This is a genomic window from Nitratireductor thuwali (assembly GCF_036621415.1).
In the GTDB taxonomy this organism is placed as follows: Bacteria; Pseudomonadota; Alphaproteobacteria; order Rhizobiales; family Rhizobiaceae; genus Chelativorans; species Chelativorans thuwali.
Window position 1 is genome coordinate 1453013 of the sequence record NZ_CP030941.1, and the last position, 17518, is coordinate 1470530.

The 17518-nt window shown below is 65.1% G+C and carries 16 protein-coding genes; 11 read left to right on the forward strand and 5 right to left on the reverse strand.

The genetic code is table 11. The annotated features are described in order from the left end of the window. Positions 1–19: 19 nt before the first annotated feature. From uraH to xdhC, 4 genes are read left to right on the forward strand one after another with little or no spacing between them, the layout of a single operon-like run. Positions 20–385, forward strand: coding sequence for a hydroxyisourate hydrolase (gene uraH / locus NTH_RS06920; RefSeq protein WP_338531826.1), 366 nt, complete (start codon positions 20–22; stop codon positions 383–385). Further along, positions 386–1858, forward strand: a complete 1473-nt coding sequence (xdhA, locus tag NTH_RS06925; protein WP_338529334.1) for a xanthine dehydrogenase small subunit — start codon at positions 386–388, stop codon at positions 1856–1858. It abuts the gene before it with no gap. Then, on the forward strand, positions 1858–4194 hold the full coding sequence (xdhB, locus tag NTH_RS06930) for a xanthine dehydrogenase molybdopterin binding subunit (RefSeq protein WP_338529335.1): 2337 nt from the start codon (positions 1858–1860) through the stop codon (positions 4192–4194). The genes xdhA and xdhB overlap by 1 nt, the downstream gene beginning before the upstream one ends. 37 nt (positions 4195–4231) lie before the next feature. Continuing rightward, positions 4232–5032 carry a xanthine dehydrogenase accessory protein XdhC gene (gene xdhC, locus NTH_RS06935; RefSeq protein ID WP_338529336.1) on the forward strand — a complete coding sequence of 267 codons (801 nt, stop codon included), beginning with the start codon at positions 4232–4234 and terminating at the stop codon, positions 5030–5032. Positions 5033–5037: 5 nt separating this feature from the next. Here xdhC and NTH_RS06940 read toward each other — a convergent pair whose 3' ends face one another. Further along, the gene (locus NTH_RS06940; protein ID WP_338529337.1) at positions 5038–5958 is read right to left on the reverse strand and encodes a LysR family transcriptional regulator; all 921 of its coding nucleotides are present in this window, start codon (positions 5956–5958) and stop codon (positions 5038–5040) included. Positions 5959–6348: 390 nt separating this feature from the next. Between NTH_RS06940 and NTH_RS06945 the strand changes: the two genes are divergently transcribed. The 3 genes from NTH_RS06945 to NTH_RS06955 are packed head-to-tail and all read left to right on the forward strand — an operon-like array spanning position 6349 to position 10158. After that, positions 6349–7563 carry a urate hydroxylase PuuD gene (locus NTH_RS06945; RefSeq protein ID WP_338529338.1) on the forward strand — a complete coding sequence of 405 codons (1215 nt, stop codon included), beginning with the start codon at positions 6349–6351 and terminating at the stop codon, positions 7561–7563. 8 nt (positions 7564–7571) lie between these two features. Further along, on the forward strand, positions 7572–8903 hold the full coding sequence (guaD, locus tag NTH_RS06950) for a guanine deaminase (RefSeq protein ID WP_338529339.1): 1332 nt from the start codon (positions 7572–7574) through the stop codon (positions 8901–8903). Next, positions 8887–10158, forward strand: coding sequence for a glycerate kinase type-2 family protein (locus tag NTH_RS06955; RefSeq protein WP_338529340.1), 1272 nt, complete (start codon positions 8887–8889; stop codon positions 10156–10158). Before guaD ends, NTH_RS06955 begins: the two co-directional genes overlap by 17 nt. 2 nt (positions 10159–10160) lie before the next feature. Here the strand turns inward: NTH_RS06955 and NTH_RS06960 are convergent, their stop codons facing one another. The 3 genes from NTH_RS06960 to NTH_RS06970 form a co-directional block, all read right to left on the reverse strand. Further along, entirely contained in the window at positions 10161–10781 is a 621-nt protein-coding gene (locus tag NTH_RS06960; RefSeq protein ID WP_338529341.1) for a UdgX family uracil-DNA binding protein, read from the reverse strand. Between the two features lie 199 nt (positions 10782–10980). Beyond that, positions 10981–11955: a WD40 repeat domain-containing protein gene (locus NTH_RS06965; protein WP_338529342.1), complete on the reverse strand. Its 975-nt coding sequence runs from the start codon at positions 11953–11955 to the stop codon at positions 10981–10983. 2 nt (positions 11956–11957) lie between these two features. After that, positions 11958–13013: a CobW family GTP-binding protein gene (locus NTH_RS06970; protein ID WP_338529343.1), complete on the reverse strand. Its 1056-nt coding sequence runs from the start codon at positions 13011–13013 to the stop codon at positions 11958–11960. A gap of 175 nt (positions 13014–13188) precedes the next feature. Between NTH_RS06970 and NTH_RS06975 the strand changes: the two genes are divergently transcribed. Further along, positions 13189–13884 carry an intradiol ring-cleavage dioxygenase gene (locus NTH_RS06975; RefSeq protein WP_338529344.1) on the forward strand — a complete coding sequence of 232 codons (696 nt, stop codon included), beginning with the start codon at positions 13189–13191 and terminating at the stop codon, positions 13882–13884. A 4-nt stretch (positions 13885–13888) separates the two neighbouring features. Here the strand turns inward: NTH_RS06975 and NTH_RS06980 are convergent, their stop codons facing one another. Further along, a complete protein-coding gene (locus tag NTH_RS06980) occupies positions 13889–14632 on the reverse strand; it encodes a creatininase family protein (protein WP_338529345.1) in 744 nt (247 codons plus the stop codon). Positions 14633–14872: 240 nt separating this feature from the next. Here NTH_RS06980 and NTH_RS06985 point away from each other — a divergent pair, with 240 nt between their 5' ends. The 3 genes from NTH_RS06985 (at position 14873) to NTH_RS06995 (ending at position 17514) form a co-directional block, all read left to right on the forward strand. After that, a complete protein-coding gene (locus NTH_RS06985; protein WP_338531827.1) occupies positions 14873–15340 on the forward strand; it encodes a MarR family winged helix-turn-helix transcriptional regulator in 468 nt (155 codons plus the stop codon). Between the two features lie 116 nt (positions 15341–15456). After that, complete coding sequence (locus tag NTH_RS06990) at positions 15457–16425, forward strand: DMT family transporter (protein ID WP_338529346.1); 969 nt, start codon at positions 15457–15459, stop codon at positions 16423–16425. Positions 16426–16494: 69 nt separating this feature from the next. After that, entirely contained in the window at positions 16495–17514 is a 1020-nt protein-coding gene (locus NTH_RS06995) for a LacI family DNA-binding transcriptional regulator (protein ID WP_338531828.1), read from the forward strand. Positions 17515–17518: the final 4 nt, after the last annotated feature.

Consider the following 17518-nt stretch of genomic DNA (forward strand, 5'->3'; position numbering starts at 1 on the left):
GAATGCAAAGGGATATCAGATGGGCAAGCCCGCCGAAGGCCGGCTGACGACGCATGTGCTCGACACCGCCTCGGGCCAACCCGCAGCAGGCATGGAAATCGCGCTCTACCGGTTCAACGGCGAGGGCCGGACGCACCTCAAGACCGTCACCACCAACGCCGACGGGCGCTGCGACGCGCCGCTTCTGGAGGGCGGCGCCTTCGCGCCGGGCGAATATGAGCTCATCTTCGAAGTCGGCAACTATCTGCGCAAGCAGGGCGTGACGCTGCCGGCGCCGGCCTTCCTCGACCGCGTGCCGATCCGCTTCGGCATCGCCGACGACGTTCACTACCATGTGCCGCTGCTCGTCTCGCCCTATGGTTATTCCACCTACCGGGGGAGCTGAATGCCCAAGACGCGTCATCAGATCCGGTTCCTCCTGAACGACCGCGACGTCTCGCTGGCCGATGTCACGCCGGATGAAACCCTGCTCGACTATCTGCGCCTGCGCCGCCGCCTGACCGGCACCAAGGAAGGCTGCGCCGAGGGCGATTGCGGCGCCTGCACGGTCCTGGTTGGCCGCATTGCCGGAGACGAGCTCCTCTACGAGGCCGTCAATGCCTGCATCCGCTTTCTCGGCTCGCTCGACGGCTGCCATGTGGTCACGGTCGAGCATCTGAAGCGGACGGACGGGACGCTGCATCCGGTGCAGCAGGCCCTGGTGGACCATCATGGCTCCCAATGCGGCTTCTGCACGCCGGGCTTCGTCATGTCGCTCTACGCCCTCTGGATGCGCTCCCCCCAGCCGGGCGACCAGGCGATAGACAAGGCCCTTCAGGGCAACCTCTGCCGCTGCACCGGCTACGAGCCCATCGTCAAGGCCGCACGGGCGATCGCCGGCTACGGCGCGCCACAGGCCGATCCGCTGCATGGCGAGCGGGCGCGGGTGCGCGCGCGGCTTTCGGCCTTGGCTGATGGAAGCCGCGTCGAGATCGGCGAAGGTGCAAACCGCCTCCTCGTGCCGTCCGATGTCGACGACCTGGCCGAAATCCTGCAGGCTGAACCCAACGCGACCATCGTCGCCGGCTCCACCGATGTCGGCCTGTGGGTCACCAAATTCATGCGCAATATCGCGCCTGCCGTGTTCATCGGCGGGCTGGGCGCGTTGCGAGCGATCGAGGAGGACGCGGCCAGCATCACCTTCGGTGCCGGCGTCAGCTATTCGGACGCTTTCTCCGTCCTTTCAGGCAGGATACCGCCGCTGGGCCGGCTGATCGACCGCATCGGCGGGGACCAGGTGCGCAACATGGGAACCATCGGCGGCAACATCGCCAATGGCTCGCCTATCGGCGACATGCCGCCGCCGCTGATCGCGCTGGGCGGCTCCCTCACCCTGCGCAAGGGCGATACGCGCCGCACTATCGCGCTCGAAGACTATTTCATCGACTATGGCAAGCAGGATCGGGCGCCGGGAGAGTTCGTAGAGAAGATCCATGTACCGCTGCCCGACCCGGACGCCCGCTTTGCGGTGTGGAAAGTGTCCAAGCGCCGCGACGAGGACATCACCGCCGTGCTGGGCGCCTTCAATGTCACCGTGCGCGACGGGTCCGTCGCGCAGGCCCGCATCGCCTATGGCGGCATGGCCGCCACGCCAAGGCGGGCAAAGGCCGTCGAAGCGGCACTCGTCGGGCGGCCGTGGTCGCAGGAAACGGTCGATGCCGCCCTTGCCGCCTATGAGGCGGATTTCACGCCTATCAGCGACATGCGCGCATCGGCCGAATATCGCATGATGGCGGCGAAGAATCTTCTGCGGCGCTTCCATCTGGCAACGTCCGGTGGCGCGATGCCTCTGGAAGTCGCCCGCTATGAGGTGGCGTAATGACCAGACACGAGCCGCTCGACCTCAAGAAGGCGGAAATCTCCGGCGGTGTAGCCACCGACCGCCGACACGATTCCGCCCATAAGCATGTTACCGGCGAAGCCGTCTATATCGACGACATGGCAGAACCGGCCGGCACGCTACATGCCTATCTAGGCTTGTCGGCGGTTGCCCACGGCGTCATCCGGTCGATGGATCTCGACGCAGTGGCCGCCGCGCCCGGCGTGGTCACCGTTCTAAATCACCAGGACGTGCCCGGCACGAACGACATCAGTCCGACCGGCCTCAATGACGAGCCGATTTTCACGCCGGACAGGGTGCAGTTCCTCGGCCAGCCGGTTTTCGCCGTCATCGCCGAAACGCGTGAGCAGGCACGCCGGGCCTGTACCCTGGCCAGGATCGAATATGAGGAACTGCCGGCGCTGATCGACATCGCACAAGCCGGTGAAGACGCCCGCCTCGTCACCAAGCCGCTCACCCTGCAGCGCGGCAGCGTGGGCTTGGCGCTCCGGGCAGCGCCCAGGCGCGTCTCCGGCCGGATCCGCGTCGGCGGGCAGGATCACTTCTACCTTGAAGGCCAGATCGCCTTCGCCATGCCGGGCGAGGATCAGGACGTGACCGTCCACTCCTCCACGCAGCACCCGAGCGAGGTTCAGCATATGGTCGCCCATGCGCTGGGCGCGCCTTCCCACGCCGTCACCGTCGAGGTGCGGCGCATGGGCGGCGGCTTCGGCGGCAAGGAGACGCAGGCCAATCTGTTTGCGGCGGTCGCCGCCATCGCCGCGAAGAAGACGGGAAGGCCGGTCAAGATCCGCCCCGACCGCGACGACGACATGACCGCCACCGGCAAGCGCCACGATTTCCTGATCGACTACGATGTCGGCTTCGATGAGGAAGGGCGGATACTGGGCGTCGATTTCACCTACTCGGCGCGCTGCGGCTTTTCCGCCGATCTTTCCGGTCCCGTCACGGACCGGGCGCTTTTCCATTGCGACAACACCTACTACTATCCTTCGGTCCGGGCAGTCTCTCGCCCGCTCTATACCAACACCGTCTCCAACACCGCCTTTCGCGGTTTCGGTGGCCCGCAGGGCATGCTGGGTGCCGAACGCATCATCGATGAGGTGGCTTTCGCGCTGGGCCGCGACCCGCTGGAAATCCGCAAGCGCAACCTCTACGGCGAGACCGACCGCAACGTGACGCCCTATCACCAGACGGTCGAGGATAGCGAAGCCGCGCACGTGATCGAGGAACTGGAGATCAGCGCCGGCTACGCGGACCGCCGGCGCGAGATCGCCGAGTTCAACGAGCGCAGCCCCATCGTCAAGCGGGGCATTGCGCTGACGCCGGTCAAGTTCGGCATCTCCTTCACCGCGACCCATTTCAACCAGGCCGGCGCGCTTGTGCACGTCTACACGGATGGCTCCATCCATCTCAATCATGGCGGCACCGAGATGGGACAGGGCCTCTACGTCAAGGTCGCCCAGATCGTCGCCGAGGAATTCCAGGTCGATATCGAGCAGGTGAAGATCACCGCAACGACCACCGGAAAGGTGCCCAACACCTCGGCCACCGCTGCCTCGTCCGGTTCCGATCTCAACGGCATGGCCGCGCAAAACGCCGCGCGCCAGATCAAGGACCGCCTGATCGATTTCGCGACAGGCCAATATGAGGTTCCAAAGGAGCAGATAGAGTTCCTGCCCGGCCGGGTGCGCGTCGGCAACCAGGAAATCCCTTTCGCCGAACTGGTGCGCCAGGCCTATATGGCCCGCGTCCAGCTTTCAGCCGCCGGGTTCTACAAGACGCCGAAGATCCATTGGGACCGCGACAAGGGCAAGGGCCGTCCCTTCTACTATTTCGCCTATGGCGCGGCCTGCTCGGAAGTCTCGGTCGACACGCTGACGGGCGAGTATGTCATCGAGCGCACCGACATCCTCCACGAGACAGGACGCTCGCTCAACCGGGCCATCGACATTGGCCAGATCGAGGGCGGCTTCATTCAGGGCATGGGCTGGCTGACCACGGAAGAACTCGTTTGGGACGACAAGGGCCGGCTGCGCACCCATGCGCCCTCGACCTACAAGATCCCGCTGGCCTCCGACCGGCCGAAAATATTCAATGTGGAGCTGGCCGATTGGGGTGAAAACCGCGAGAAGACCGTTCACCGCTCCAAGGCCGTCGGCGAGCCGCCTTTCATGCTGGCCATGTCGGTCCTGCACGCCCTGTCGGACGCCGTGGCAAGCGTCGCCGGTCACAAGATCTGCCCGAGGCTTGATGCGCCGGCCACGCCTGAACGCGTGCTGATGGCGGTGGAGCGCCTGAGAGCGGAGGGTTGACTATCCAACGCCGGCGCTGCCGGGAAACCGAAAGCCCATGACAACGACCGCCGACCGCCTCCAGACCTTCCTCGACGCCGCGCCTGCTGCGGCGCTGATCGAGGTGCGCGAGGCGAAGGGATCGACCCCGCGCGAAAAAGGGGCATGGATGCTGGTTTCCCCCGAAGCCATCTTCAACACGATAGGCGGCGGCCAGCTTGAATTCCTGGCGATAGACAAGGCCCGGCAGCTGATCGAACGGAACATCAGGACCGGAGCGCTCGACATTCCGCTCGGCCCCGAGATCGGCCAATGCTGCGGCGGCCATGTCGGCCTCGACATCCGCATCGTCACCGACAGCGAACGCGCCCGGATGCTGGAGCGCGCCCGCGCCGATGATGCAGCCCAACCCCATGTCTACCTGTTCGGCGGCGGGCATGTCGGCCATGCGCTGGCACGGGCGCTCGCCCTGCTGCCCGTCCGTGCGGTTGTGGTGGAAACGCGCCAGGAAGCGCTCGAGGACTTCCCGCCCGACGTCGAAACACGGCTGACCGCCATGCCCGAGGAGATGGTGCACGCCGCCCCGCCGGGTTCTGCCTTTGTCGTGCTCACCCACGATCACGCGCTCGATTTCCTCATCGTCTCCGAAGCGCTGGCGCGCGAGGATGCGGCCTATGTCGGCATGATCGGCTCGAAGACCAAGCGCGCGACCTTCAAGAGCTGGTACCTGAAAAACGGCGGCAGCGAGAGCCGCCTTACCCGGCTCGTGACCCCCATCGGCGGGAGCCATCTGCGCGACAAGCGCCCGGCGGTGATCGCGGCCATGGCGGCCGCCGAGCTGATGGCCGCACTGGCGTAGAGCCGTTACCGCCCCGTCAGCGCCTCGCCGATCAGGCGCTGGCAGCGCTCCGCCATGAAATCGACCAGCAGCCGCACCTTCGGGTCCTGATATTTCTTGTGCGGATAGACCGCGGCCAGCTTGATCGGAACCGGCGGCGTTTCCGGCAGGACGACTTTGAGCCGCCAATCGCGCAGGAAAGGCTCTATCTCGAAGCGCGGCTTGTTGATGATGCCGCGTCCCGAAAGCGCCCAGCCGGTGATGACATCGCCGTCATCCGTGTCGAACGGCCCCCGCACCTCGAATTTTCGCGGGCCTTCCGGCGTCTGCAGGGTCCAGAAATATTCGCGCAGGCCGGGAAACCGCAGCATCAGGCAATCGTGCCCGTCCTCCACCAATTGCTCGGGCCGTTCCGGCGTGCCGCGCCGCGCGAGATACTCGGGCGAAGCGGCCAACACCCGCTCGCAATCCATGATGCCCCGCATGCGCAGGCTGGAATCTTCGAGCAGCCCCAGCTTGAAGGCCACGTCGATGCCTTCCTTCATCATGTCGACCTCATGGTCGGACAGGCGCAGCCTGACCTCGATATCGGGATAGCGGTCGCGGAACTCCGGAATGCCGCTCGCGATCATCCGCCGCCCGAGCCCCAGCGGCGCCGTCATGCGGATGATGCCGCGCGGCTGCCCCGAAAGCGCGGCGACGGAAGCCTCCGCCTCCGACACCGCCTCCAGCACCTTCTTCGCACCCTCATAGAACACCCGCCCCTGCTCGGTCGGCATGAGTTGCCGCGTGGTGCGGTTGAACAGGCGCACGCCGAGATACTTTTCCAGCTCCTTCACCCGGTTGGAGGCGACGGCCGGGGAGATGCGCATGTCGCGCCCGGCGGCCGACAGATTGCCGAGTTCCACCACCCGCACGAAGACTGCTATGTTGTCGAGATAAGCCATGCTGGCATTTCAATCCTGTCGCGAAGGTATTTTCCAGAAAATTTTGAAAGTCATCGTGCCGGCGCCCCCTTTCCGTTTGCCGCTCATTCCGGGATACCAAGGACCATGGATAATGACCGATTTGATGAGACAGGGCGATCCGCTGGCTAGGCGCGCTGTACAGGGCGATGCAGCCCATCGTCCAAGCAGCGCAACGACGTCCAGCGGTTCGTCCTGTCTCACCCGAAGGGCCGGGTTATTGTGCGCCGTGGCGGCGTTGCCCCACGCTTGTGATGCAAAGGCATCACGGCGCGCGGCGCGCCTTGCCACGGCGCACAATCCCTCCGGTCAAATCGGCCGTTATCCATGGTCCTTGGTATACACCTCGCGTCAAAAGGAGCGGGAACGAACATGAACGACATCGCCGTCATCTGGGACTGGATCGGCTTCATAGTGCGCTGGCTGCATGTGGTGACCGCGATCGCCTGGATTGGCTCGTCCTTCTATTTCATCGCCCTCGATCTGGGCCTGCGGCGCGACGGACCTCTTCCGGAAGGCGCGGCCGGCGAGGAATGGCAGGTCCATGGCGGTGGCTTCTACCATATCCAGAAGTATCTGGTCGCGCCCGCCGCCCTGCCCGAGCATCTGACCTGGTTCAAGTGGGAATCCTATTGGACCTGGCTGTCGGGAGCCGCGCTTCTGGCAATCATCTACTATGCCGGCGCCGATCTATACCTGATCGACCGCAACGTGCTCGACATCTCCGTTCCCGTCGCCATCCTCATTTCGATGGCTTCCATCGGGCTCGGCTGGGTTCTTTACGACCTTCTGTGCAAGTCGCCGCTCGGCCGCAACGACACGACCCTGATGCTGGTGCTCTACGCCATCCTGGTGGCGATGAGCTGGGGCTATACTCAGCTTTTCACCGGCCGCGCCGCCTTCCTGCATCTGGGCGCCTTCACCGCGACCATCATGACCGCCAACGTCTTCCTCATCATCATTCCTAACCAGAAGATCGTGGTTGCCGATCTGAAGGCCGGCCGGAAACCGGATCCCAAACTCGGCGCGCAGGCAAAGCAGCGTTCGCTGCACAACAACTACCTCACCCTGCCCGTGGTTTTCCTGATGCTGTCGAACCACTACCCGCTGGCATTCGGAACCGAGTTCAACTGGGTCATCGCCTCGCTGATCTTCATCGTGGGCGTTCTGATCCGGCACTATTTCAACACGGCCCATGCGGGCAAGGGCCACCCGCATTGGACCTGGGGCGCGGCGGCGGTGCTGTTCGTCATCATCATGTGGCTGTCCACCGTTCCCGCCGTCCTGACGGGAGAGCGGCAGGTCAGCGCCGCCGAGGAACGCTTCATCGCCTCTGCCCACTTTCCCGCCGTCCGTGACACGGTGATGGGCCGCTGCGCCATGTGCCACGCCGCCGAGCCTGCCTATGACGGCGTGCCCGTCGCACCCAGCAACGTCAAGCTCGACACCGACGCCGAAATCGCCGCCCACGCCCGCGAGATCTACCTTCAGGCCGGCCGCAGCCACGCCATGCCGCCCGGCAATGTGTCCGGCATGAGCGAGCAGGAACGCCGATTGCTGGTAACGTGGTTCGAGGAAGCACGGTAAAGGAAATCATGCCCCAAACGCTCATCCGCGGCCGTGTGCTGACATTCCTCCGCGAACCGCAAGGTCCGGGCGATCACCAGGCCTATTCCTACGAGGAAGACGGCGCCGTCCTGATCGACGGCGGCAGGATCGTCGCCAGCGGAGCCTATGGCGAAGTCAGCCGCGCGGCCGCGCCCGGCTGCACGACCGCCGACCACCGCCCGCACCTCATCATGCCCGGCTTCATCGACACGCACGCCCATTTCCCGCAGATGCAGGTGATCGCGAGCTTCGGAGCCGAACTGCTCGACTGGCTCAACAAATACACCTTCCCCGAGGAAGCGCGTTTCGGCGATCCTGCCCATGCAGCCGGCATCGCCGAATTCTTCCTCGACGAACTCGCTCGCCATGGCACGACCACCGTCGCCGCCTATTGCTCGGTTCACCCGCAAAGCGCCGACGCCCTGTTCGAGGCCGCCGCCCGCCGCGACATGTGCATCATCGCCGGCAAGGTGATGATGGACCGCAACGCCCCCGACAATCTCGTCGACACGCCCCCGACCTCCTACGACGACACGCAAGCGCTGATCCGGCGCTGGCACGGCAAGGGCCGCGCCCGCTACGCCATCACGCCCCGCTTTGCCATCACCTCCAGCCCTGAGCAGATGGAGATGGCCGGCGCGCTCGCCCGCGAACATCCCGATCTGCACATCCAGACCCACCTGTCCGAAAACCGCGACGAGATCGCCCTTGCCTGCTCGCTCTATCCCGAAGCGCCGGATTATACGGGGATCTATGAGCGCTACGGCCTGACCGGCCCCAAAAGCCTCTTCGGCCACTGCATCCATTTGAGCGAGCGCGAGGCCGACGCGCTTTCCGAAAGCGGCTCGGTTGCCGTCTTCTGCCCGACGTCGAACCTCTTCCTGGGTTCCGGCCTGTTTGACTACCAGCGCTACCGCCGCCGGGCGAAGCCCCTACGCGTCGCAGTCGCCACCGATGTGGGTGGCGGCACCAACTATTCGATGCTGCGAACGATGGACGAGGGCTACAAGGCAATCGGCTTGCAGGGCGAGAAGCTGAACCCCCTGTCCTCCTTCTGGCAGATAACGCGGGGCAATGCCGAGGCGCTCGCCCTCGCCGATGAGATCGGCACGCTGGGCAACGGCACCAGCGCCGACATTGTGATCCTTGACGCCGGCGCCACCCCGGCCATGGCCTTGCGCATGGAGCGGGCAAAAACCCTTGCGGAAGAGCTTTTCGTGCTGCAAACCCTCGGCGACGACCGTGCCGTGGTGCAAACCTACGTCGCGGGCAAGGCCATGAAAGGGAGCACGGGCGGCGGTGATGGCATCAGGGATTGAACCGAAGAAATTCTTCGCCTCGCTCTTCGAGGCCGCCGTCGCCGCGGCAGACCCCGAGAAGACGATCCGCGATTTCCTTCCTGAAAAGCCTAAGGGCCGCACAATCGTCATCGGTGCCGGCAAGGGCGCCGCGCAAATGGCGCAGGCCTTCGAAAACGCGTGGGACGGTCCGTTCGAGGGAGCCGTGGTCACCCGCTACGGCTACGGAGCGCCCACCCGCCGCATCAAGGTCTACGAAGCGGCTCACCCGGTGCCGGACAAGGCAGGCCTCGAAGGCGGCAGGGTGCTCATGGAACTCGTCTCCGGCCTGAGCAAGGACGATCTCGTCATCGCCCTCGTCTGCGGCGGCGGCTCGGCGCTCCTGCCGGCCCCGGCGGGAAACCTGACGCTGGAAGACGAAATCGCCGTCAACGAAGCGCTGCTTGCCAGCGGCGCGCCGATCGCCGCCATGAACACCGTGCGCAAGCACGTCTCCGCCATCAAGGGCGGGCGGCTGGCCGCCGCCGCCCATCCCGCGCGCGTGGTCTCGCTCGTCGTCTCGGACATCCCCGGCGACGATCCCGCGCTCGTGTCCTCCGGCCCTACCGTGCCCAGCGCGGCCACCCGCGCCGAAGCGCTGCAGATCGTGGAAACCTTTCGGCTCGACCTGCCGGAATCGGTAATGCGCCACCTGAACTCCGATGCCGCCGACGCTCCCTTGCCGGATGATAGCCGTTTCGCTGGAAACGAGGTGCAAATCGTCGCCTCGGCTGCCCGCTCGCTGGAAGCGGCCGCCGCCGCCGCGCAGCGCCATGGCATCACGCCCGTCATCCTGTCCGACGCCATCGAAGGCGAGGCGCGCGAGGTGGCCGGCGTCCACGCCGCGATCGCCCGTGAAGTCGCCCTGCGCGACCGGCCCTTCAGGAAGCCGGTCGTCATCCTGTCGGGCGGCGAGACCACCGTCACCATCAAGGCGAAAGGCGGACGCGGCGGGCGCAACGGCGAGTTCCTGCTGGCCCTGGCAATCGGCATGGATGGCGTGACGGGCATTGATGGCTTCGCCGCCGATACGGACGGCATAGACGGCTCTGAAGACAATGCCGGCGCCTTCGCCGACCACACCACTGCCACCCGCCTGCGCGCGGCCGGTCTCGATCCAAAATCCCTGCTCGCCGCCCACGACAGCTGGGGCGGCTTCGATGCGCTGGGCGACCTGTTCGTTCCGGGGCCGACCGGGACCAACGTCAACGATCTGCGGGCAGTGCTGGTGAGATAGCACTACCCGCTCATCAGTGCCTTCACCTTTCGCAGATCCTCGGAAAACCGCTCGCGCTCGCGCTTCTTGTCGACCGCATTGGGGATGCGCAGCAGATAGGACGGGTGCACCGTTATCACCACCGGCACGCCCTCCACGCTCTCCACCACGTCGCCGCGCAGCCTCATGACAGGGACCTGCCTGCCCACCAGCGCCCTGGCCGCGGTTGCGCCAAGCGCGACTGCCACGTCCGGCTTAATCAAGGTCAGTTCCTGGTCGAGCCACCAGCGGCAGGCCTTTATCTCGCCGGCGTTCGGCTTCGAGTGGATGCGACGCTTGCCGCGCGGCGCGAACTTGAAGTGCTTGACGGCGTTGGTGACATAGGTCTTTTCCCGATCGATCCCCACTTCTTGAAGGATCGCGTCGAACAGGCGACCCGCCGGCCCCACGAAAGGCCGTCCTTCGATATCCTCCTTGTCGCCCGGCTGTTCACCGACGAAGAAGGCGCTCGCCATTGGTCCGCCCTCGCCGAACACCGTCTGCGTCGCATGCTTGTAGAGGTCGCAGCGCGTACAGCCATCCGCCTCCTCGCGCAGGGCCTGCAGGGAGTTGAACGGAAGTTTTCCGGCGGGACGGTCGCCCATTTATCCTCCAATAGCCGCTTCAGCGCAAAAGCTGCACGGCCACCGAAGGTTCCAGCGCGCGGCGAAATGAGCGGCGGACACGCGTGAAGATCAAAGATCTGGGAGCGCCGTTGAACCGGATCAGGCCGAGGGGTTTCAGGCACCGGAAGCGCTGGGACGCGCCTTTGAAGCCGGCACTGGCCCTTCTTGAAAAGGACTTTCAGAAGGAGATGTCGACTACGCCGCTTTCCCCCTCTTCGCTGCCGAAGGCAAGCCTGCGGCCCTCCCGGTCCCAGGCCATGGCAGTGATCGCGGCCTTGCCGGGCCGGCGTAGGAGCACTTCCTTCGCATCCGCGCAGCGCGCGGCCAGGATCATGCCGTCGCCGTAGCCGATCGCAACGATGTCCCCGGTGGGGTGAAACGCAACCTGGGTGACTACCGTATCGCCCCGGGTGCCAAGCTCCAGCGGCGCCTTTCCCATTGGGCCGTCCTTGGCCTGAAACGGCCAGACGATGGCCGCCGGCGCACCCGACGTCGCCAGCCATCTGCCCTTGGGCCCCCACGACCAGCTTTTCACCTTCGAAGGATAGCCGGCCATGCGCATGTGCTTGCCATCGGCCAGCTTCCAGCCGTGCAGCGCGTTCTCCTGCATTGTCGTGACCAGGAACTTGCCATCCGGCGAAAAGGATACGCCCGTGTGCGCGCCGGCCCATTCGAGCTCCACCGGCTTGCCCTCAGTCGCGGGAAAATGCAGCGTCGTGCCATTGTAGCGGGCGACCGCCAGCCGCATGCCCTTGGGGGCGAAGGCCAATCCCTCGACCGACCGCGCATGGGCGAACGAGCGCGTCTTGCCGTCGGAAAACCGCACCACCGCTTCACGCCCCGCTGCAAAGGCCACCGCGCCCTGCGGCCCGGCGGCCACGCTGGTTATCCATTTGCGGCCATGCTCGGCCATCACCTCCACGCCGCCGTCGACTGATACCGCCGTGACCCGCCCGTCTTCGCCGCCGCATATCAGGCGCCCGCCGCCGAGCTCGGGCGTCGCGGCCAGCAGGCCGTCATGCGCCTCGGTCCATTTGTGGCCGTGGTCGAGCCTGTGCACGAGGCCGTCGGCCAGCGCGAAGTGCGGAATGTCGTTCAGCCAGGCTGCTGCGATGCAATGGGCATCGAGATCGAGCGGCGCAACAGTTGGCATGCTCAGGCCCGGCAGGCTTCGAAAGTGCGCTGGAGGCGCTCCATGTCGAGGTCGCGGCCGATGAACACAAGCCGGCTTTCGCGCTTTTCGCCCTCTTTCCAGGCGCGCTGGTGATCGCCTTCGACGATCATGTGCACCCCCTGCACGACATAGCGTTCCGGATCGTCGGGAAAGGCGATGATGCCCTTGAGGCGCAGGATATTGGGGCCATCCATCTGCGTCGTCTTTTCCATCCACGGGAAAAACTTCTTCGGGTCCATCTCGCCGGCCCGCAGCGAGATCGACTTCACACCCGCATCGTGGATCGGCGAAGCTTCGGCGTGATGGTGGTGGTGGTGGTGACCGTGATGGTCATGATCGTGATCGTGATCGCAATCCGGTCCGCAGACATGGTCCGGATCGTCGTGATCGAGAAAATGCGGATCGTTGTCCAGTGCCCGCTTCAGGTCGAAGGCGCCGCGATCCAGCACCTCGTCGAGGGCCACGCCGGCCCGCTCGGCCCGGTGGATCCGTGCCGAAGGATTGATGGCGCGGACCGTCGCTTCCACACGCCTGAGCTCGTCCTCGTCGACCAGATCGGTCTTGTTCAGGACGATGACATCGGCGAAGGCGATCTGGTCCTCGGCCTCGTTGGAATCTTTAAGCCGCAACGGCAGGTGCTTGGCATCGACCAGCGCCACCACGGCGTCGAGCCTGGTCTTGGCCCGCACGTCGTCGTCCATGAAAAAGGTCTGCGCCACGGGCGCCGGGTCGGCAAGGCCCGTGGTCTCCACGATGATGGCGTCGAAGCGCCCCGGCCTGCGCATCAGCCCCTCGACCACGCGCACGAGGTCGCCGCGCACGGTGCAGCACACGCAGCCATTGTTCATCTCGTAGATTTCCTCGTCGGATTCCACGATCAGATCATTGTCGATGCCGATCTCGCCGAACTCATTGACGATGACCGCATATCGCTTGCCGTGGTCCTCGGTAAGGATGCGGTTCAGGAGCGTCGTCTTGCCGGAGCCGAGATAGCCGGTCAGCACCGTAACCGGAATTTGCGCGTTCTGTTCGGACATGAATTCCCTCTCGGGCAAAAGTGATGGGTCGGCGACCATATAGGATGCCAGGCAGGATTTTGCACGGGAGAATCCGCGCGCGGGGCTCGGCCCGATCATTACCAAAGCTTCATTCGTCTTTACCGCCTTCGCGCCCTATTCTCCAGCAAGACAACGCAGAAACAGAGAGCGGACGATGATCACGCGGCGCAGTGCCTTCGCCTTCCTCGCAGTCACCGCCGGCGGGGGAACGTTTCTTACGGCCGGGCTTTTGCGCAAGATGCGGCCGGCGGTCGCGGCGGAGCCGCTCATCACGGGCGCAGGTATCTGCTCCATCATGCCCGAAACCACCGAAGGTCCGTTTTACTTCGACCCCGCACAGGAGCGCTCGGACATCACGGAAGGACGCCCCGGCGTGCCGCTGCGGGTGCGCCTGCAGGTGGTCGACGCCGCCTGCACGCCTGCTCCCGGCGCGCGGGTGGACATCTGGCATTGCGACGCCGAGGGCCGTTATTCGGGCTATCCGCGACAGCCCGGCGGGGTCGACACCACGGGCGAAACCTTCCTGCGTGGCACGCAGTTCGCCGACGGAAACGGCATCGCCACCTTCACCACCATCTATCCCGGCTGGTATCCGGGCCGCACGCCGCATATCCATTTCAAGGCGTTTCCCGACAACAGCAGCGTATTGACCGGACAGATGTTCTTTCCCGACGCCGTCAGCCGCGACATCTATGAGAACATCCCGCCCTACAACGACCGCGCGCTGGACGGCATCACCTGGAACGCGCGCGACGGCATCGCCCGGCGCGCCGGCGATGCCGCCCTTGCGGAAATGGCGCGGGCGGGCCAGCGTCTCGATGCGGCGCTCGTCGTCGCCGTGGCAGGCTGATCTCTTATCCCTTCAGCGCAGCGAGATCGAAACGGTCGACATCGGCAAGAAGACCGAGAAAGCCGTCGACAGCGTGATCGAGGATCGCCTTGCCCGCCGCCGCGCTCGCCGCCGCCGCATTGCCCGTCACACCTTCTGGCGATAGATCCCGCGCCTTCCAGCCGAAAGCATGCGGGCCGTAGGCGCGCAGATGTTCGAAGTCGGACGCGAACCTTTCCTGCGCCGATTTGAAATCCCGCGCCTTGCCCATGTCCACCAGATCGGGCCGCAGCGCCAGCATGACGGAGGTCTCGATGAGCCCGCCATGGATGCCGAGCGCCCGTTCCTGTGGGGTCACGACCTCCGGCGGATAGCCGAAACGCGTCCAACTCGTGGCGACCGCCAGCATGCGGTGCCGCACGCGCAGTTCCGTCGCCACGATCGTCATCAGCGGCGCGTTGCCTCCATGGGCGTTGAGCATGACGAACTTGCGCACGCCCTCGGCATTCAACCTCTCGCCGATGCCGATCCAGCGCTCGACTGCTTCGCCATAGGCGAGCGTTTCCGTTCGCTCGTCATCGCCATGCTCGATGGAATAGCCGATCTTCTCGACGGGCAGGAAGGTGACCGGCAGCCTGTCCGGCAGGCGCTCGGCGGCAAGCCTCGCAACCCCATCGGCGATAATCCAGTCGGTCTGCGGCGGCAGATGGGGTCCGTGCTGCTCGGTCGCGCCCAACGGAAGGACCGCGATGCGTTGATGGTCCGCCAACCTCTTTCCTCCCTGTCCCCGCGCGTTGTCATAAGAATGATACGCCGATTTGGCATTAGCCTGGAAAGTATCCGATGCGCCGGCACGCTAGCGCATCGGCCCGGAAATCGGAATCGGTTTTCGGAAAGCCGGTGCGGTAGGGAATGTCCGGTTGCCATGATCGAGGGGCCGGCTATGCTTTCGCCGGGGCGCGCGCTTGGGCCATGTCGGGCTCGAAGCAAGCCAGAGAAGGATGGGTTGATGGCAAAATCGCCTAAAGGTTCGGTAATAAGCCGGCTGCAATCGGCCGCGCGCCTGTCACGCACCGCGCTCGCGGAAAAGCTTCTCGACCAGGGTCTTTACGCCGGGCAGGACAAGATCATGCTCGCGCTGTTCCATGAAAACGGCCAGACCCCCAGCGAGCTGGCCGCAAAGCTCGGCGTGCGGCCGCCGACCATCACCAAGACCATCAACCGCCTGGCCGCCCAGGGCTTCCTCGAAAAGCGCGCCTCCGAACAGGACGCTCGGCGTGCGCATGTCTTCCTCACCGAGAACGGCGAGCAGGCGATCCGCGCCATCGAGAAATCGGTGCGCAAGACCGAGAAGCAGGCCCTGAAAAGCCTCGACAAAAAAGAGCAGAAGGCGCTCGTGAAGCTGCTCGCCCGCATTGAGGCCAACCTTTCCAAGGGCGCCCCGCCGGTCGAGGAGGAGATCGAAGAAGAGGCCTGAGGACGTCCCGAACATTGATAAGGCATCCTTACGGTTGATCTTGATCTTGCCGAACGATGAGGCACAATGGCGCCCGCGTTCGCACTCTCTCATTGTTCTCATCCGACTGGTCGTTCATGACAGATTCCACATCGGCGGACGGCGGCAGCCGCCGCCAGCCACAGCCCGAAACCGCGACCCCGGCTTCGGCGATCGGGCTCATTTTTCTGTCAGGCATCGTCCTGTCCTGCCTCGATGCGAGCGGCAAATATCTGGTGACCTCCGGCCTTGCCGCTCCCTTCGTCGCCTGGGTGCGTTTCGCGGTTCACGTCGTCCTCGTCCTGATCCTGCTCCAGGCGTGGCGGAACCCGCGCATGTTCCACGTCAAAAGCCTGCCCTGGCAGATCATCCGCGGCTGCTTCCTGTTCGGCTCGACAGTACTCAACTTCCTGGCGTTGAAGACGCTTCAGCTGGCCGAAACAGTGTCCATCTTCTTCTTCGCGCCGATGGTCATCACCGCGCTTGCCGGTCCGCTGCTCGGCGAATGGGCCGGCTGGCGGCGCTGGATGGCGATCGTCGTCGGCTTTATCGGCGTGCTGGTGATCACCCGGCCCGGTCTCGGCGTTTTCGGCCTTGGCCATCTCTACGCCATCGGCGCCATGAGCTGCTATTCCCTCTATGTGATCCTCACGCGCCGCATGAGCGCGACCGAATCGGCCGAAAGCCTGATCTTTTACTCCGCGCTGACGCCGGTCGTCCTGATGTTTCCCGCCGTCCCGCTCTACGGCGTCGTCCCGCCGGAGCCGCTGCAGTGGGTCCTGCTGCTGGCGCTCGGCGTCTTCGGCGCGACGGGTCATTGGCTGATCATCAAGGCATACCGCCAGGCGACCACCTACGCGCTGGCGCCCTATCCCTATCTGCAAATGGTCTGGATGATCGCCTTCGGCTACTTCCTCTTTGGCCAATTGCCGGATCTTTGGACGCTGGGCGGCGCCGCCATCATCGTGGCGAGCGGCCTCTACATTGTGCACCGCGAGCATCGGCTGCGGCTGGCCGGCCGCTCCGTTCCGAACGCCGAGACGGAGCCGCTCGCGAAAAAGCTTTGACCTTGAACGGCCCGATGGCATAAGGCCGGTTAAACGGTTTAAAGCGGCGCATCGCGCGGGAGGGATACGCTGGCGCAGAAGATCAAACTGTCGACGATCGCCGATGCTCTCGGCGTTTCCACGGCAACCGTATCCTTGGCTTTGCGCGACAGCCCGCTCGTCGCCGACGCCACGCGGCTGCGCATCAAGGAGCATGCGCGCGAGATCGGTTATATCTACAATCGCCGCGCCGCCAGCCTGCGCACCTCGCGCTCCGGCATCGTCGGGGTCGTCGTTCACGACATCATGAATCCCTTCTTCGCCGAAATCCTGCGGTCCATCGAGACCGAGCTGGACCGCTCCCGCCAGACCTTCCTCCTGTCGAACCATTACGACCAGCTCGAAAAGCAGCGCACCTTCATCGACACGCTGCTGCAGCTCGGCGCCGATGGCGTCATCATGTCGCCGGCCATCGGTACACCGCCCCAGGACATCCTGCTCGCCGAGGAAAACGGCCTGCCGGCGGTACTCATCGCGCGTTCGGTGGAGGGCGCTGCGGTGCCCGTGTTCCGCGGCGACGATTCGTACGGGATCGGCCTGGCGACCAATCATCTGATTTCGCTCGGCCATACCCGGATCGCCATGATCGGCGGCACCGACCAGACGTCCACCGGCCGCGATCGCTACCAGGGCTATGTCGCCGCCATGGAGAAGGCGGGCCTGGAGGTAAAGCCGGAATGGCGCTTCCCAGGCCCCCGCACCAAGCAGGCCGGCTTCGAGATGACCGGCGCTTTCCTGGCGCTCAAGGACAAGCCGACCGCCGCCGTCTGCTGGAACGACCTCGTTGCGATCGGCCTGATGAACGGCATTGCGCGCGCCGGCCTCGTTCCAGGCGTCGACATCTCGGTTACGGGCTATGACGACCTTGAGGAAGCAGCCATCGCCACGCCGGCGCTGACAACCGTCTGGAACGGACAACGCGAAGTCGGCCGCCGCGCCGCCCGCGTGCTGCTCGACCGCCTCAACGGCATCGAAGTCCATCCCGAACAGGTGCTGATAAAGCCCGAACTGCACGTGCGCCAATCGACCACGCAGCCAGTGGAACGTTGAACTC

Bases quoted from the DNA above. Each gene is read 5' to 3' on its own strand.
- uraH (WP_338531826.1), top strand. From the start codon at position 20: ATGGGCAAGCCCGCCGAAGGCCGGCTGACGACGCATGTGCTCGACACC.
- xdhA (WP_338529334.1), top strand. From the start codon at position 386: ATGCCCAAGACGCGTCATCAGATCCGGTTCCTCCTGAACGACCGCGAC.
- xdhB (WP_338529335.1), top strand. From the start codon at position 1,858: ATGACCAGACACGAGCCGCTCGACCTCAAGAAGGCGGAAATCTCCGGC.
- xdhC (WP_338529336.1), top strand. From the start codon at position 4,232: ATGACAACGACCGCCGACCGCCTCCAGACCTTCCTCGACGCCGCGCCT.
- NTH_RS06940 (WP_338529337.1), bottom strand. From the start codon at position 5,958: ATGGCTTATCTCGACAACATAGCAGTCTTCGTGCGGGTGGTGGAACTC.
- NTH_RS06945 (WP_338529338.1), top strand. From the start codon at position 6,349: ATGAACGACATCGCCGTCATCTGGGACTGGATCGGCTTCATAGTGCGC.
- guaD (WP_338529339.1), top strand. From the start codon at position 7,572: ATGCCCCAAACGCTCATCCGCGGCCGTGTGCTGACATTCCTCCGCGAA.
- NTH_RS06955 (WP_338529340.1), top strand. From the start codon at position 8,887: ATGGCATCAGGGATTGAACCGAAGAAATTCTTCGCCTCGCTCTTCGAG.
- NTH_RS06960 (WP_338529341.1), bottom strand. From the start codon at position 10,781: ATGGGCGACCGTCCCGCCGGAAAACTTCCGTTCAACTCCCTGCAGGCC.
- NTH_RS06965 (WP_338529342.1), bottom strand. From the start codon at position 11,955: ATGCCAACTGTTGCGCCGCTCGATCTCGATGCCCATTGCATCGCAGCA.
- NTH_RS06970 (WP_338529343.1), bottom strand. From the start codon at position 13,013: ATGTCCGAACAGAACGCGCAAATTCCGGTTACGGTGCTGACCGGCTAT.
- NTH_RS06975 (WP_338529344.1), top strand. From the start codon at position 13,189: ATGATCACGCGGCGCAGTGCCTTCGCCTTCCTCGCAGTCACCGCCGGC.
- NTH_RS06985 (WP_338531827.1), top strand. From the start codon at position 14,873: ATGGCAAAATCGCCTAAAGGTTCGGTAATAAGCCGGCTGCAATCGGCC.
- NTH_RS06990 (WP_338529346.1), top strand. From the start codon at position 15,457: ATGACAGATTCCACATCGGCGGACGGCGGCAGCCGCCGCCAGCCACAG.